Origin of the sequence: Lysinibacillus sp. NPDC096418, assembly GCF_044762775.1 — a bacterium.
GTDB lineage: Bacteria > Bacillota > Bacilli > Bacillales_A > Planococcaceae > Lysinibacillus.
Window position 1 is genome coordinate 1 of sequence record NZ_JBIWEY010000008.1, and the last position, 15,567, is coordinate 15,567.

Annotated in this window: 17 protein-coding genes and 1 pseudogene; 5 read left to right on the forward strand and 13 right to left on the reverse strand. The window is 35.7% G+C overall.

All coding sequences use genetic code 11. The features are described from left to right. Positions 1-76 precede the first annotated feature (76 nt). The 6 genes from ACIQZG_RS08940 to ACIQZG_RS08965 form a co-directional block, all read right to left on the reverse strand. The gene (locus ACIQZG_RS08940) at positions 77-256 is read right to left on the reverse strand and encodes a helix-turn-helix transcriptional regulator (protein ID WP_402754833.1); all 180 of its coding nucleotides are present in this window, start codon (positions 254-256) and stop codon (positions 77-79) included. Further along, positions 257-559, reverse strand: coding sequence for a hypothetical protein (locus ACIQZG_RS08945; RefSeq protein ID WP_402754834.1), 303 nt, complete (start codon positions 557-559; stop codon positions 257-259). A 403-nt stretch (positions 560-962) separates the two neighbouring features. Beyond that, on the reverse strand, positions 963-2,015 hold the full coding sequence (gene arsB, locus ACIQZG_RS08950) for an ACR3 family arsenite efflux transporter (protein ID WP_402754835.1): 1,053 nt from the start codon (positions 2,013-2,015) through the stop codon (positions 963-965). Further along, positions 2,012-2,323, reverse strand: a complete 312-nt coding sequence (locus ACIQZG_RS08955; protein ID WP_402754836.1) for an ArsR/SmtB family transcription factor — start codon at positions 2,321-2,323, stop codon at positions 2,012-2,014. The genes arsB and ACIQZG_RS08955 overlap by 4 nt, the downstream gene beginning before the upstream one ends. 125 nt (positions 2,324-2,448) lie before the next feature. Beyond that, a complete protein-coding gene (locus ACIQZG_RS08960; RefSeq protein ID WP_402754837.1) occupies positions 2,449-3,057 on the reverse strand; it encodes a transglutaminase-like domain-containing protein in 609 nt (202 codons plus the stop codon). A gap of 30 nt (positions 3,058-3,087) precedes the next feature. Continuing rightward, positions 3,088-3,951, reverse strand: a complete 864-nt coding sequence (locus tag ACIQZG_RS08965; protein WP_402754838.1) for a LysR family transcriptional regulator — start codon at positions 3,949-3,951, stop codon at positions 3,088-3,090. Positions 3,952-4,064: 113 nt separating this feature from the next. Between ACIQZG_RS08965 and ACIQZG_RS08970 the strand changes: the two genes are divergently transcribed. Then, the gene (locus ACIQZG_RS08970; RefSeq protein WP_402754839.1) at positions 4,065-4,832 is read left to right on the forward strand and encodes a sporulation protein; all 768 of its coding nucleotides are present in this window, start codon (positions 4,065-4,067) and stop codon (positions 4,830-4,832) included. 54 nt (positions 4,833-4,886) lie between these two features. On the opposite strand, the gene ACIQZG_RS08975 is transcribed toward ACIQZG_RS08970, so the two are convergent. The 7 genes from ACIQZG_RS08975 to ACIQZG_RS09005 all read right to left on the reverse strand — a co-directional run bounded on the left by ACIQZG_RS08975 (position 4,887) and on the right by ACIQZG_RS09005 (position 10,434). Beyond that, the gene (locus ACIQZG_RS08975) at positions 4,887-6,029 is read right to left on the reverse strand and encodes a hypothetical protein (protein ID WP_402754840.1); all 1,143 of its coding nucleotides are present in this window, start codon (positions 6,027-6,029) and stop codon (positions 4,887-4,889) included. Further along, positions 6,022-6,522 (reverse strand): sigma-70 family RNA polymerase sigma factor, encoded by a 501-nt coding sequence (locus ACIQZG_RS08980; RefSeq protein ID WP_402754841.1) that lies wholly within the window; start codon positions 6,520-6,522, stop codon positions 6,022-6,024. The genes ACIQZG_RS08975 and ACIQZG_RS08980 overlap by 8 nt, the downstream gene beginning before the upstream one ends. Positions 6,523-6,773: 251 nt before the next feature. Beyond that, positions 6,774-7,712, reverse strand: coding sequence for an ABC transporter permease (locus tag ACIQZG_RS08985; RefSeq protein ID WP_402754842.1), 939 nt, complete (start codon positions 7,710-7,712; stop codon positions 6,774-6,776). Then, positions 7,690-8,613: an ABC transporter ATP-binding protein gene (locus ACIQZG_RS08990; protein ID WP_402754843.1), complete on the reverse strand. Its 924-nt coding sequence runs from the start codon at positions 8,611-8,613 to the stop codon at positions 7,690-7,692. Before ACIQZG_RS08990 ends, ACIQZG_RS08985 begins: the two co-directional genes overlap by 23 nt. After that, a complete protein-coding gene (locus tag ACIQZG_RS08995; RefSeq protein ID WP_402754971.1) occupies positions 8,614-9,315 on the reverse strand; it encodes an ATP-binding cassette domain-containing protein in 702 nt (233 codons plus the stop codon). Positions 9,316-9,325: 10 nt separating this feature from the next. Then, the gene (locus ACIQZG_RS09000) at positions 9,326-9,682 is read right to left on the reverse strand and encodes a GntR family transcriptional regulator (RefSeq protein WP_402754844.1); all 357 of its coding nucleotides are present in this window, start codon (positions 9,680-9,682) and stop codon (positions 9,326-9,328) included. After that, complete coding sequence (locus tag ACIQZG_RS09005) at positions 9,679-10,434, reverse strand: hypothetical protein (RefSeq protein WP_402754845.1); 756 nt, start codon at positions 10,432-10,434, stop codon at positions 9,679-9,681. The genes ACIQZG_RS09000 and ACIQZG_RS09005 overlap by 4 nt, the downstream gene beginning before the upstream one ends. A 686-nt stretch (positions 10,435-11,120) precedes the next feature. Between ACIQZG_RS09005 and ACIQZG_RS09010 the strand changes: the two genes are divergently transcribed. The 4 genes and pseudogenes from ACIQZG_RS09010 (at position 11,121) to ACIQZG_RS09025 (ending at position 15,479) form a co-directional block, all read left to right on the forward strand. After that, the gene (locus tag ACIQZG_RS09010) at positions 11,121-11,813 is read left to right on the forward strand and encodes a response regulator (protein WP_402754846.1); all 693 of its coding nucleotides are present in this window, start codon (positions 11,121-11,123) and stop codon (positions 11,811-11,813) included. Then, positions 11,810-12,789, forward strand: a pseudogene (locus ACIQZG_RS09015) (sensor histidine kinase). Before ACIQZG_RS09010 ends, ACIQZG_RS09015 begins: the two are co-directional and overlap by 4 nt. A gap of 97 nt (positions 12,790-12,886) precedes the next feature. Beyond that, positions 12,887-13,648, forward strand: a complete 762-nt coding sequence (locus ACIQZG_RS09020) for an ABC transporter ATP-binding protein (RefSeq protein WP_402754847.1) — start codon at positions 12,887-12,889, stop codon at positions 13,646-13,648. Next, complete coding sequence (locus ACIQZG_RS09025; protein ID WP_402754848.1) at positions 13,638-15,479, forward strand: FtsX-like permease family protein; 1,842 nt, start codon at positions 13,638-13,640, stop codon at positions 15,477-15,479. Before ACIQZG_RS09020 ends, ACIQZG_RS09025 begins: the two co-directional genes overlap by 11 nt. The last annotated feature ends 88 nt before the right edge of the window (positions 15,480-15,567 follow it).

Genomic DNA, 15,567 nt, shown 5'->3' on the forward strand with positions numbered 1-15,567 from the left:
CGTATATTTAGTATAACGAGATTTTTTTGTGAAATGAACAAAAAACCCCGAATAGGGTCACTTTTTAAAGTGTCCACTATTCGGGGTTCAGTTCAGTATTCAGTACAGTGGCTATATTAAAAGCTAACTGTAAGGTAGGGTCATATTTATCGTTTTCAATAGCATTTATCGTTTGTCTTGAGACATTACTAAGTTTAGCCAGTTCCTCTTGAGATAACTTTACAGACTTTCTTAATTCCCTAATATTGTTCTTCATTTAACCACCGTATTTCTTCTTAGAAAATAGTAATGCGAGTAAATATACAACTGAAATTGCTACAAGAAAGGTGATTGGATTCATCCCTTCATAAGAACCATCTGTCAAAAAAGTTAAATAAACAATTTCGATGATTTCAATTAACAGCAAACCAATTACAATTGTAAAAGCATAGGACTGGGCTTTCATTTTAATGAAATTTTTCCTTTCATCCCCCAATTTAGGCAATGACGTAAGCGTAATAATTATTAGTAGAACACAAATCACGAAAATCGAAAAAAATAAAACAACTATCCAATTCATATTTCGTAACCTCCTTACCTTTAAAAATGTAAAAAGAATTTGACACTTTTCATTGTAACATCGGTCTAATAAATGTCAAATTCTTTTTACATTATATATTTGGCGAAGAGCCTCATATTTAGCCTTCCATGATTCGCACATCAAAAAAGGACTGTGATTTTGTGAAAACACAGTCCTTCTTCTGATACACTATTATAAATTTCGTAATCATTCGTATCTGGGATTTGGTTTGAAATAATGACACTCACCAAGTTCCATGCTCTCTCAGCACTTGGATTTATTCTATAAGCCACCGAAAACTGCAGATAATCATTTTCTCGACCTACTATCTTTTATTTGGCTACGATATAAGTTGCCCGTACAAGTAAAGAAAGTGATTTCGGTATTTTAATACTACCTATAATTAAATTATTTTGAAGTATTTTTTCTGCCAACGTAATGCCACACCTACAAGGGCAATTAGTACCGGCACTTCTACTAGTGGACCAATAACAGCCGCAAACGCAGCACCAGAATGTAAGCCAAATACTGATATAGCAACAGCTATAGCTAACTCAAAATTATTACTCGCAGCAGTAAATGATAGTGCTGTTGTGACTGGATAACTCGCTCCTGCTTTTTTTGAGGCAAAGAAGGATATAACAAACATAATAATAAAATAAATCAATAAAGGAACTGCGATACGTAAGGCATCTAATGGCAATTCAACAATCGTATCGCCCTTAAGCGCAAACATCATCACAATAGTAAATAGTAGTGCAATAAGTGTTAGTGGTGAAATTTTCGGAAGAAACTTCTCTTCGTATGTAAGCTCCCCCATCACCTTAATACCAATGAAACGTGTAAGCATCCCCGCTACAAACGGAATACCTAAATAAATTAGTACACTTTTGGTAATTTCCCAAACAGATATTGCTATAGTAAATGTTTCAAGACCAAACCAACTAGGCATAACCGTTAAGAACAACCATGCAAACACTGGATACATAAAGATTTGGAATACGGAGTTAAAAGCCACTAATCCTGCCACATATTCACGATCCCCTTTTGCTAAGTCGTTCCATACTATCACCATAGCAATACACCGAGCTAGGCCAATCATAATAAGTCCGGCCATGTACTCCGGGTAATCACGTAAGAAAATGATTGCTAAAAAGAACATTAAAAACGGACCAAGTAGCCAGTTTTGGAATAAGGATAGCGCTAACACTTTTACATCTTTAAAGACACGCCACATTTCCTCATACTTTACTTTTGCAAGTGGAGGATACATCATTACGATTAAACCAACCGCAATAGGTATACTTGTTGTACCGACACTTGCCGCATTAAGTATTTCTTTAAAGTGTGGAACTAGTAGGCTAATGATAATACCTATTCCCATGGCGACAAAAATCCAGAGGGTTAAATAACGATCTAAAAAAGAAAGCTGTTTGGTTAAAGAGTGATTTTTCACGAGGTAACCTCACAATTAGTGTCACATTGACAAGTTTCTTTTCCCTCTAGCTGTGCTAAAATGGATTGCATGAGTGGCGTTTGTTCTTCCACTAAACGATAGTGCCTCCACGTACCAACTTTTCGAGCAGTAATAATCCCTGCTTCCTCTAGTTTTTTTAATTGCTGGCTTACTGCAGGTTGTGAAAGTCCAAGTACATCGACTAAATCACATACACAAACTTCACCAGATTTTAAGCAACTTAATAGCTTTAACCGATTGGCATCTGCGACAGCTTTTAATTGCTTTTCTAAATATTGAATGTCCATAAGTCACCTCATTAAATTTATATATAAGAATACACTTATATTATGCTTACTTTCATTAAAATGCAACAACAAAAAAAGACCTGCAATGCAAGCCTTATACAAAAACATTCATTAATTACTCTATCTTACAATTCATCAGGTAAAAAATTTTTATACATTTCTATTGCGCTCTTACACTTTTTCAAGGTCTGCATTGTCTTTTCATTTGGTTTAACAAAGATGGTTGGATAGTCTTTTTCATTCATTTTTTCGTTAACATGGAATGCCAATTTCTCTTCTTTTAACGAAAGTTCGGCATGAACACCGGGTTTGTTTCCTCTAGCATCTATGCGAATCCATTTACTTAAGGATTCGATATAAACTCCATTAAAAGCATGTAGGGAATAACCTTTTTCTGGCGTATCAAAAATCATCAGTCTTTGATAACAAAAACCACAAGGAATCCCTTCCCCTCTCAGTAAAGCTGCTAATAAATTCGACTTAGCATAACAAATACCGTTCTTTTTTTCTAGCACCTCTGATGCAGTTCTAGTTACAATGTCACTTCGAATATCCCATGAGTGAGATATCTGATCTCGCACAAATCTAAAAGCAATTTCTATCTTTTGAATATCCGTTAAATCGCTCGGGAAAAGTTCAGAAATCTTATATTGAATCATTGGATGTGAATAATTTATCTCTTCTGTTTCTAAAAGATAATCGGCCATATTATTTGATTCTATAATAAAAGACATTGAATTGACCTCCTTGAATAAGTAACCAAACTATTTATTAGCCCTATAGATATTTTGACACACTTCAAAAAAAGCATCGCTATCAGCCGTAAAATATTTTGTTAAGAAGTATGTATTTGACACAATATGCTGAAATTCTTTTACTGAACAACTAAATAAGAGCTGATGTTGATGATCTGAATCGATTACACTCTTTGGCAAAAATGCGATACCTAACCCCTGCTTCACAAAGTTTTTAATGAGCTCTGTTTGATTGAGTTGCATACTTTTATAGCATGGGAATTGCTGAAGAACTTGCTGCACCTCCTGCCAATAAGGAGCATACTCATGTGTTAAAATTGTCTCCTGCTGTAATAATGTCAGGACATCAGTCTCTTTCTTTGACATTGGTACGATTAGTTGAAGTGGCTCTTGTGCAAGGATTTCCGTTTGTAGATTACGCGTCGATGATAATTTTGATAAACCGATGTCTACCTGCCCTGCATAAACTGCTTCCCCTATTTCATTGGATTTAAGTAATTCTATTGATAGTTGAATTGTCGGTCTTTTTTGTTGAAACATTCCGACAATTAAAGGTAGTGTGGAGTTCGCAATTTGTGGCGCTACACCAATTGTTAATTGCGAGGTAAATCCATTTACAAAGGAGGCTGTACTGTTTAATGCTTCATCAATAGTTTCTATAATCATTTCTGCTTTTTGTAAAAAATGTGCACCCACACTATTAAGTTTTACCTGCTTATTGTTACGTTCGAAAAGGGGTGTCTGTAACTCTTTTTCAAGATGATGAATATGCTTCGTCACTGTAGATTGCATCATGAAGCATTTTTCTGCTGTCTCACGGAAATTCTCTGTTTTTGCTGCAACGATGAAGGTTCTTAACCATTCTGTTTCCATTTGAATCCCCCCCATTATTTCCCCTCTAGTATATCGGAAAATTCTAGCTCATTGAAACCTTTTATTATATGATACGTATGTATAGTAATCTTAACATTATAGGAGGAATTAAAATGTCCCTATTTAACAAAGTACTAGCAAGTATTGGTGTTGGTGCAGCAACTGTTGATACGAAACTTGAAAGATCTACTTACGCTGCTGGTGAATTAATGCGCGGTGAAATCTTGGTACGCGGTGGTAATGTCGCTCAGCAAATTGATACAATTTATTTAACGGTATACACAACATATGTCCGTGAAGCGAACGATAAAAAATATACAGATAAGGCTGCTGTAAACAAGGAAAAAGTAACGGAGCCATTTTCGATTGAAGCAGGAGAAAACAAAGTAATTCCATTTTCAATGACGCTACCATTTGATACGCCAATTACAGCTGGAAAAACAAAAGTTTGGGTCCAAACCGAGCTTGATATTAAAAATGCTGTTGATCCAGAAGACAAAGATTATATCGATGTAAAACCGTCTAAACTAGCTGCTAACGTATTAGATGCAGTCAATGGGCTAGGCTTCCGCTTACGAGAAGCTGAATGTAAACAGGCATCAGTACGTTTCCTTAAAAACTATCCGTTTATGCAAGAATTTGAATTTGCACCAGGATTACAATATCGTAGTCATCTAGATGAGCTAGAGGTAGTCTTCCTATCACAATCAGAACATTCAATGGAACTATTAATGCAAATCGACCGCAAAGTCAAAGGCATAGGCAGTTTCTTCGCAGAAGCATTAGATATGGATGAAAGTTTTGTCCGTACAACCATTACTACGCAAGACTTACCGAATTTACAAGGGAAGTTACAGCAGATTATTTCTAAGCATCTTTAATCTACAAAAAGCAGAAGAAACAGCTTGAAGTTTCTTCTGCTTTACCTTTCCTATTCACCACAAAGGCTTTATTTTATCCTCATTTTTCTGAAACTCCGTAACATATGGCAAATAATAATACACAAAATAACAAAGGTACATAGCGCTCATTATTACTAAAGTTATAAAAGAAAAATTATCGCTAAATGCAGTTTCAAAAGAAATATTACCTATCATTTCAATAACAAAAGAAGTAATATCTATTGATCCATTAACTACCGTTGGTACTGCGAGTGGTAAGAAGTATATTGTACGGGTTTTATTTGTTAAGTAAATTGGTTTTTGACAATGATTACATTGTCTACGATAAAGCGTTCTCATTTTTTTGTTTAACTCTTTTTTTGTATACGTAACATTACAATGTGGACAGGTCGCTCCTTTCATATTGCGTAGCAAATATGAAGTTAACAGACACATATTGAGCATTATCATTATACCGAGTAAATTAATAAACCACGCAATTGGATTACTCAGTAAAAACGGAGCAATAAAAAGAAGTAGAATGGTATAGGTACTTAGAATCGAATAACCTTGCCAACGTAGGACGTCCTTCCAAGTAGTATCCTCGATACGCGTTGTAGCATAAAAATGGATAAATACAAAATAAGCTGTGCCTAGAATTGCACTAATCAGTAACGCAACAACCCCAATTAACAGTGAAAAGTCAGTCGATATAAACTTTTCTGTGTAAAAGAAATAAATGCCTTCCCAAAACCAGAAACTTATAACACTTAAGATGACTGCTATTACATGGAACATAACCATTTTTTTATGTGCGCTAAGTAGCTGCCTTGCACGTATAACACGCGGTATGTGCTGCCAACGTTTTGTAACATATAATAAACGCACCGCTAGTACGATGGCTGTTATTAGTAAGAATGCATTAACTATAAATAAGATTATGGTTTCGTTGATCCATCTTTCATGTGTATCCTCTTGTATCGTCTTCCCTGTCGTAGTAATCTGAGGAGTTTCGCCTGAAATGGTCATCATAACAAAGAAAATTGTTAACACTATAAAGCTGGGTAAAACAATACGATAGCCCCAATTCACTAGCTTTTTCTGTGGTCCGTGTTGTACATGATGTATCAATTTGCGCTTTTGCTCCCCCGATAATCGTACACTATCCATTTCTTTTTGAAATTGTTCTTTATTCATGACTCATTTCCCCCTCCTCCTGTAATATCATCTTTAGTTTACTCCTCGCACGTTGCAGTCTTGATTTTATTGTTGATTCTGCCACATCCGTTAAACTTGCAATTTCTTTTATTGAAAACTCTTCGTAATAATATAGCACGATGATTTCACGGTATTTTACAGGTAATCCCAATACAGCTTGAGTGATTTCTCCACGCATTTCCATTGTAAGAAGTAGTTGCTCAGTTGTTACGCTCGACTTTCCTGTTATTTTTTCCATTAGTACAAGCCGTTTATTTTTCCAGCTTCTCAAATAATCGTAGCTGCGGTTAATCGTCATTTTGATTAAATAGGTTTTTAACGTCGCATCGCCTTTAAATTGCGACTGCTTGCGATAAAAATTAAAAAAGACATCTTGTACGACTTCTTCCGCCGCACTCTTATCTTTCGTATAAATAAAAGCAACTCGGTACAAATAGTCGCCATATGTATGAATTATATGTTCAATCTCCATTATCAGCCCCCCTTTCTTCACCCCTATAGACGGGAACTTTCCGAAAAAGGACGCATTTTTTCTTAAAAAATTTCACTTTCAACTATAGTTAAAACAAACAGAGTGTCCCAGAATTATTTCTGAGACACCCTTTGTATACGAAAGCGATATAGGTTATCATGTATGATCAATCACCTATCGTGCATTTTTTGCATCCTATCGTGTAGAAAAGTTGATTCTATCATGCAGACCCTCTAGCAAACAATGTTCTTCTATGCCGTGACATCACGTTTCATAAATGATAGATAACTTATTACTATGAACAGTACAGCGTAAATTGCAAGTACTGTAAGTGAGAATGGCATGGTGATACCCTCTACCAAGATGTTACCTGTTTCATATTGTTTTAAATTCGTATGTGTGATCCAAATATATTTGACAATCTCATATTTACTTAATAGCGACACAATCATTTGACCCATGAATGATAAAAACATCGTTAAGCCAATTGCAAGTGAACTTGAGCGGAATACTGAGCCTACAAAAAAGGCGAACAATGTAGACATGACAAAGTCTCCACATGCAAGTAAATAGGAATACCCTAAATCACCCCATACATCCTTTTCTACAATATTACCGTCCACCATTTCTAGCGGTGCACTAGTTGTTGCATCAAATAGGACAAATCCTGTAATTGCACTCACACCAATGTTCACAATGAGTAATAACACACCAAATAAAAAGACAGTTATTAATTTTGAAGTTAAAACTTTCGCACGAGAAATTGGCCGCGTTAACAGCATTTTAATCGTCCCAGTTGAAAATTCACTCGATACAATACTTGCTGCCAAAACCACTGTAAATAGTGTCACTAACATGACCCAGTTGCTTGAGAATGCCATAAAGTCAGCTATACTTGTTTCTAATTGTATCGGCACATTATTTGCTAAGCGATATTCACGAATGGCAATTTCTTCTTCATAGTTTTGGATATCCGTTTCTGAAAGATCTTCACTCGCAAGAATATCCTTATAAAAATTCATTTGCTGTTGCACGACTTCTTGCCACGTAGTATCCTCTGCATTCTTTGTATCTTGATATTTTGTCATCCCGCCAGGAACAATAATGAATATGACTAGGAAGATAAGCATTACCCAAGTACCCTGCTTTTGCCACATTTTCATCCACTCATTTTGAATTAGCTTCAGCAATTTGTCCACCTCCCGTCATTTCTAAGAATTGATCTTCCAACGTTTTTTGATATGGTTGTACCGCAAATACTTGTATATTTTCTTGCACAAGCTGAGTGATTAAGGCCGGGATATTTTCTTTCTTCACCTCTGCAATAACACCGTTATTTTCAAACGTAAAGCTGTAGTTTAATTTTGTTAAAAGCGTTGCTACGTCTTCATTTGACTTTGCTTCGATATAGTAAAGTGAAGTGGTTTCACTATGTATGTCACGGATATCGATTAATTTGCCATTTTGAATGACTGCTACACGGTCACACATCAGCTCGATTTCAGATAACAAATGGCTAGAAACAAAAATTGAAACACCCTCTTCATCCGCAATTTTACGTAAATACATGCGGAACTCACGAATACCAGCTGGATCTAATCCGTTTGTCGGTTCATCTAATATTAAAAACTTCGGACGGTGTAAAAGTGCTTGAGCTAAGCCAAGACGTTGACGCATTCCAAGCGAATACGTTGATACTTTTTCATGAATACGTTTTTCTAATCCGACTTGTTGCACCACTTCATCAATACGTTTTTTGGGCACGTTTTTATGCATGCGTGCAAAGTGCAGTAGATTTTTATACCCGGACATATATTTATACATTTCAGGATTTTCAACAATTACCCCGACCTTACTAATCGCCTCTTCATAATGCTCTTGCAAAGACTGCCCATCAATTATGACTTTTCCATCTGAAGGATGCATCAATCCAGTCATCATGCGAATAGTTGTTGTTTTCCCTGCCCCATTTGGACCTAAAAACCCTGTGATTTGGCCAGGATATAAATCTAAATTCAAATGCTGAATTAATTGTTTCCCCCGAATCGTTTTCGATAAATTTTGAAGTTGAACAATTGGTTGTTTGTTCATTTATTTCACCTTCTCCTTGTAGTACGATTTCATCCACTGGACGGCATCTTGATTGTTTTGATCTCGGACATTTTCCATTTCTTCTTGTGCAACAATTGCCCCATTTTGCAAAAGGATGATTTGATCTAAAATCGGTTCGACTTCATATAACTCATGTGTCGATAACACTATCGTTTGTGTTTCAATATCAGTAAATTGAATAAGCCCCTTAATCAGTGATTCACGTACCATCGGGTCAAGCCCAGAGAATGGTTCATCCATAATGTAGTACGGGACTTGACGCCCAAGAGTTGCCGCCATTTTCATACGTCCACGATTTCCTTTTGATAGATACTTGAGTTTCGTTTGCTTATCTACTTGCAAATATTCAGCGACAGCACACGCTTTTTCATAAGAGAAGTCTTTAAATTGGGATGCATAGTGTAAAAAGAGTTGCTCGCCCGTATAAAAATCAAAAAAAAGATCTGTATCTGGCAAGTAAGCAATCATATCGGCACTTTGACGCGTAACTGTCTTACCATCAAGCATTACTTCCCCACTACTCGGAGTTGTGAGTCCCACCATTGTTTTTAATAATGTCGATTTGCCACTCCCATTTTCTCCGACAAGTCCGATAATTTGCCCAATCGGAAATAGAAAAGACACGTCTTGTAAAATAGGCTTTTTTAAATACCGAAAAGAAACATTTGATACTTGCAACAATTTCTTCACCTCACGATTTGTTTTGTAAAACATCGAGCATTTCTTCTTTCGAAAACCCAAGTGCTTCAATGGATGTTAAAAAGTTTTGGGCGAGTTGATTTTTCATCTCTTCTCGTAATGCGGTTATACGCACTTCACTCGTTGTAATAAATGTCCCTTGACCACGTTTCGTTTCCGTTATATTCATCGCTTCAAGCTCCTTATACACGCGTTGTACTGTATTCACATTCACACCTGTCTCCACCGCATACTCACGAACAGATGGAAGTCGGTCCCCCAGTAACAGCTTATCTTTTAAAATATCCCCACAAATACGATCAACTAGCTGACTATATATCGGCTTATCACGTGAAAAATCTAATGTCATCGCAAAACCACCTTCTCAAGCGACTTTGTTGCAACGATGTAAAGCATACAGTAGCATAAAACAAATGCTAGCGTCTCCACCACATAGATAGGTCCCAAAATGACAAAGAATGATGATCCATTCGACTGTGGCAATAAATTCGATAGTCCCTCCGTAGATATTTCACCGTGATAAAAAATTTTCTCATAATTGATACTTTCGCGAAATCCAGTCCATAGTTTCATGATTAAAATGAAGCTTCCTGATGAAATAATAAAGGCAAAGTGTCCAATGTATTTTTTTAAATAGACATTTAGGGTAAAAAATAATAAGGTCAGTAGAATCAATATGCATTGCATTATAAATAAACTTGAAACGGTCATAAAGTGCAAAAATGATACCTGCATAAAAGTTGCCTCAATGAAGTCTTGTAGACCAAAGACTGAAATAATAGTAAGAAAAACAATGCTACTAGTAAGTGCGAAAACAATTTTCACCCCAACTAACTGGGCAATCGAGCTCGTTGAATGAAGCCATATCTCTTTTGTCTTTAAGTCATTATGAATACTAGCTAAAAACTGAAACACTACAAAAAAAGTGCCTAGGACCAAAACCCAGCTTGTAAAAATCACCCGAGGATCAGTTATATCAGTCCGCCGATCAAGAAAATGCTCCCCACAATAAATAAAAATCAGACCGCCTATAATTGCCACCAACCACCACGATCGATAAAGCACCCATTCCTTTTTTAATAATCCTAAAAATTTATCCAATGTGACCACCTCATGTAATAGTGTGCTAGTTAGATAGTACACTATTACATATAAATTGGCAATAATTAGTTTACTTAAATTGGTATAGTTGTAACCTACTCGAGTCATCACCCTGAATTGGGACTGATTTCCGTTCCGGCTAGGCGCTTTCCATGGGGCGTCCTATGAACTGTTTTACTCGCTCCAGGGTCTAATCTAAGAAGCCAATCCCATAGAAGTCGTCTAGCCTTCACACCAAACAACTAGCCTTCATTTATTGATCTGTACGTTTACCAAATGTCATCCCCTACTATTGATGATGAACCACCTACACATAAGACTCAATTAAGCCATTTAATGTTCCATTTACAGCCTGTAAGAGGTCATCTACTTTTTATAGGCTTGTTTTTTTTGTTTTTAAAATTACAAATTAAAATGTCGGATAATATGTAATTATGCCGATATAGCATCGGTCGCCGGATACTAGAAAATTAACATTTCTCTTAGCGATAAACGATTTTTCTCAGGGGAATGGATCACTTCTTTTTCTTACAAATCATTCCTTCGACCGAATTACTTTTACAAATATAAATCTTAAAATGCCTATAGCAAATACAAATTCAAGACTCTAGCCTGCTTTTATCATCAAAACAGTGTATTATGGAATCATTTGAAGTGAAAAATAGTAGATAAAGCAGGAGGATATGATGTACAAAATTTTAATCGTGGAAGATGACATGGAAATCGCCCATACCTTACAAAAACAGCTAGAAAAATATAGCTATCAATGCTTAATTGTGGTCGACTTTGATAGAGTGCTTGATCATTTTCAAGAATTTCAACCGCACCTTGTCTTAATGGACATAAATCTCCCTGCCTTCGATGGCTATTATTGGTCTCGCAAAATAAGGCAAGTCTCGAATTGTCCAATTATGATTCTATCTGCTCGTATGAGTGATACCGATCAAGTTTATGGGATTGAAAACGGTGCTGATGATTTTATTACGAAGCCCTTTTCACTTGATGTGGTATTGGCGAAAATTAATGGACAGATACGTAGGATTTATGGTGAATATGCAGCGGATTCACAGGCTCGTATCCTCAAAACTGGAAATACTACTTTGAATATAGATACAGTTAGATTAAATACGCTTGAACATGAGGAACTTTTAACTGTTAAGGAGCTTCGACTGTGTACAATGCTATTTGAAGCATTTCCGAATGTCGTTACAAGACAGCAATTACTTACAGCTATTTGGGATGACGAGACGTTTGTTGAGGAAAATACACTTTCCGTCAATATTGTAAGACTTCGAAAAAAATTAGAAGCTATTCATTCATCATTAGCCATCATCACAATTCGTGGTATTGGCTATCAGTTATCGGAGAACCGCACATGAAGCTATTTTTGAGGGATCATATAAGTATTGTTGTCCTATATATCTTTACATTCATTTGTCTACCCATTGTAATTCAACAACTAGATGGCTTTGAAAACCATTTTGCTTATTTTGTATTTTTAGCTTCTTTTCTATTAGTCATCTTGTTATGTATCCGTTATCTCCGCCGAAAAAAAATGTACACTCATATTAGTAATGAAATCTTTCAAACGATCCATCAACCAATCGCGCCGTACGAAAAAGCCTACGCAAAACAAATACAATTGATTCAAACCATTTCCTGACACAGAAGGAAGAATACAAACAATTTTCAAAAGAGCAACAACTGATGATTTCACATTCGGTACATCAAATGAAAACCCCTCTTTCTGTCATTCAATTACTCATCCAGTCAAACCAGTGGAAAGAGGCAAGTTTATTAGTCGAATGGCAGAAAGTGAAAACCCAATGTAACAAGTTGAATTTTTCTTTAAACCAGCTACTAACATACAGTCGCTCAACAAATTTATTGGCGGATTTGAAAATAGAATCCATTCAGTTAAAAGGAGCAATACAAGAAGTCATTAATGATTTGAAGGACTATTTCATTGAAGAAGAGATGTACCCTAAAACTACAATACAAGAAGATGTCCTCATCTACTCTGATCGCAAATGGTTGAAGGTTGTTATTTATCAGCTATTGAGTAATGCGGTTAAATATGGGGAGCGTAATACCTCTGTTCTCATCGATTATGAGAATGGCAAGTTACGTATTAAAAATAATGGTGTCACGATTCCTGAAAATGAAATAGCCCGTGTTTTTGACCTCTATTACACAGGCTATAAAGGACGTTTGAAAGGTGAATCGACAGGCATTGGTCTTTATTTAGTGGAAAGGATTCTTACAACATTGGATCATCCATTCCAATTACAATCAGCGAATAACGAAACAACAATTACGATTGATTTTTCAAAGGGCATGAAAAGAGTAATATGACGATTTTGTCATATTGCTGTCATGTACAGCGATGTATAGGAAGGTCAGTTGTATCTATACTTTAGCTAACAACTGATACAAAAGGAGTTACGAACCAATGTCAAAAACAATATTACATGTCAACCAACTTCAAAAGGAGTATTCCGGAGAAATTATATACAAAGCATTAAAAGGGATCGATTTTCAACTAGGTGAAAATGAGTTTGTTGCAGTGATGGGTCCTTCTGGTAGCGGAAAAACAACGTTCCTGAACTGCATCTCTACCATTGATCGCCCAACAAGTGGTGTCATTACGATCAATTCAAAAAATCCTTATGAGTTAGATGATGATGAACTAGCGAAGTTTCGTCGCAATGAATTAGGATTTGTATTTCAAGACTTTAACCTTGTCCACACATTAACTGTTGAAGAGAATATTCTCCTTCCATTAGCGCTTGACTCTATTCAGGCAAATGAAATGAAAAAACGCTTAACGGACGTTGTAAATTTTTTAGGGATTGAGGGAATCTTAAAGAAACGTACATTTGAAATTTCAGGTGGTCAGAAACAACGTGTGGCAATCGCACGCGCTGTTATTCATGAGCCAAGTTTATTATTAGCCGATGAACCAACAGGCAACCTAGATTCCAAAGCAGTAAATGATGTTATGTCACTATTTGATTCCGTCAATAAAACATTTAAAACATCAATTTTAATGGTGACGCATGATGCATATGTGGCTAGCTTCGCACAGCGTGTTGTTTTTATTAAAGACGGTATTCTCTACAACGAAGTACACCGAGGAAATAATAAGCAGCAATTTTACCAAGAGATTATGGACACACTCGCATTTTTAGGTGGTGCACAGCATGAAATTTAATGATATTGTCGTTCAAAATATTTTACGTGATAAGTGGACCTATATTTCTTACTTTTTAAGTAGTGTATTTTCTATTTTAGTATTTTTCTTATTTTCTATCACGGCGTTCCATCCGATGCTTGCTTTAATTGATACGACAAGTACGCTTGGAATTACGATGATGTTCGCGAGTTTCTTTATTTACATTTTCTCGTTTATTTTTATCATTTATTCGATTTTTGCATTTTTGAAAAAGAAAACAAAAAGTCTCGGTATATTTATGATCATGGGTGCATCGATGAAACAAATTCGCACGATGATTTTCAGAGAAAATATGCTAATTGGTGGTGCTGCAATCGTCACAGCGATTATCCTTGGACTCATTGTTTCACCATTATTTTTAATGGTCGCAAAAAGAGTATTACAAGCTGATCAATTCGGGATGTATGTACCAATCATAGCAATTATCGTAACAATCTGCCTGTTCACAATTTTGTTTTTTGTAGTTTCCAAATTCATGACACGGTTTATTAATAAAGAAGAAGCCATTCAACTATTAAAAGCAGATGTCACAACTGAAAAATTAATAACACCAGTCCCACGAAAACTAATTTTAGCTTTAGTAGTAAGCGGGTTGTTATTGCTAGCCTTAAAATTAGAGCTAAAATGGATTTTACAATTAGACACAATCTATTACATGGCACTTTTCGCTAGCCTACTGATTTCCATCTACTTCATCCTTACACAAGGAACATTATTGGCAATACGAATACTCGAAAAACGTTCATCTTACTTTAAAAAGACAAATATGCTGTTTGTTTCAAATTTAAAAGCAAAAGGACGCTCACATGCGCATCTCATCTATTTACTAACTGTCTTATTGCTTGGAGTATTTCTATGTACAAGCGTACTTTATAGTTCTTACTACGATGTAGAGGAAAAGACAGAAAGCCTATACCCGTATAGCTTCCAATATACTTCTCTTCCAAGGAATACAACAGAAGTACAAGATGTCGCCTTTATCGAAGAGACATTAGAAAAATCCGGTAATTATGATGCATATTATTCGGCCTTTAAGAGCGATGAAAATCGTCGTATCGGTTTCATGTCAGTTTCGAATTATAACGCGCTCGGTTTACACGACTCCATTTCGTTAAATGACAATGAATACTATATTGCAGCAGGTAATGAAGGTGTATTACCAAACAAAGATGCAATTCTTGACTATCCATTTGGTCAGCTAAAATATGCCGGTCTTGAAAAACAGAACATTTTATCAACTGGCTTCCAAAATATGTACTATGTTGTACCCGATGCAATATATGAAACAATCAACTTCCCTATTTATAAAGTGTTTGCGTACGAGGTCGAAAATTGGAAAGAGAAAATAGATGAAACAAAATCCATTGAAGAAAAAATAATTTCAGAACCCGATTTGCATTTAATCGCTTCTAAAATAGGTTTATACGATACAGAAAATTTTGTGAAGAGTATAATGTTCTTTATCGGATTTATGCTCAGCCTAATTTTCTTAAGTGCAGCCATGAGTATTTTATATTTCTATTTACAAACATCGCTCGAAGGCGAAAAGTTGAAATATCTAGGTATCCGAAAAATCGGTCTTTCCGTAAAAGAACTAAGCTCTGTTGTCACGAAAGAACTAGCAATGTTAGTTTTTATCCCTTTTACTTTCGCATCCATCCTTTTATTTGGTGTGATGTTTGGTATGCGTAGCATGATTTCAGCGTCGTTTTATCAAATGACTGTGATAGGAATTAGTTTGTTTTTACTTATTTTTATCGTAAGTTTTTTGATGATTCGTCGAGGTTATCTAAAAAAATTAATCAATTAACGATGTAACTTTTCACGCAAACATTCCTTTTTAGTGGATTTGGACGGATGAATGCCCGCCTTTCTCCACTAAAAAGGAATTTTATGTT

Excerpts from the sequence above, each read along its gene's own strand:
- ACIQZG_RS09000 (WP_402754844.1), bottom strand. The coding sequence starts at position 9,682 with ATGACATTAGATTTTTCACGTGATAAGCCGATATATAGTCAGCTAGTT.
- ACIQZG_RS08975 (WP_402754840.1), bottom strand. The coding sequence starts at position 6,029 with ATGAATAAAGAACAATTTCAAAAAGAAATGGATAGTGTACGATTATCG.
- ACIQZG_RS09020 (WP_402754847.1), top strand. The coding sequence starts at position 12,887 with ATGTCAAAAACAATATTACATGTCAACCAACTTCAAAAGGAGTATTCC.
- ACIQZG_RS08955 (WP_402754836.1), bottom strand. The coding sequence starts at position 2,323 with ATGGACATTCAATATTTAGAAAAGCAATTAAAAGCTGTCGCAGATGCC.
- ACIQZG_RS08965 (WP_402754838.1), bottom strand. The coding sequence starts at position 3,951 with ATGGAAACAGAATGGTTAAGAACCTTCATCGTTGCAGCAAAAACAGAG.
- ACIQZG_RS08990 (WP_402754843.1), bottom strand. The coding sequence starts at position 8,613 with ATGAACAAACAACCAATTGTTCAACTTCAAAATTTATCGAAAACGATT.
- ACIQZG_RS09010 (WP_402754846.1), top strand. The coding sequence starts at position 11,121 with ATGTACAAAATTTTAATCGTGGAAGATGACATGGAAATCGCCCATACC.
- ACIQZG_RS08940 (WP_402754833.1), bottom strand. The coding sequence starts at position 256 with ATGAAGAACAATATTAGGGAATTAAGAAAGTCTGTAAAGTTATCTCAA.
- ACIQZG_RS08945 (WP_402754834.1), bottom strand. The coding sequence starts at position 559 with ATGAATTGGATAGTTGTTTTATTTTTTTCGATTTTCGTGATTTGTGTT.
- ACIQZG_RS09025 (WP_402754848.1), top strand. The coding sequence starts at position 13,638 with ATGAAATTTAATGATATTGTCGTTCAAAATATTTTACGTGATAAGTGG.
- ACIQZG_RS08970 (WP_402754839.1), top strand. The coding sequence starts at position 4,065 with ATGTCCCTATTTAACAAAGTACTAGCAAGTATTGGTGTTGGTGCAGCA.
- ACIQZG_RS08980 (WP_402754841.1), bottom strand. The coding sequence starts at position 6,522 with ATGGAGATTGAACATATAATTCATACATATGGCGACTATTTGTACCGA.
- ACIQZG_RS08960 (WP_402754837.1), bottom strand. The coding sequence starts at position 3,057 with ATGTCTTTTATTATAGAATCAAATAATATGGCCGATTATCTTTTAGAA.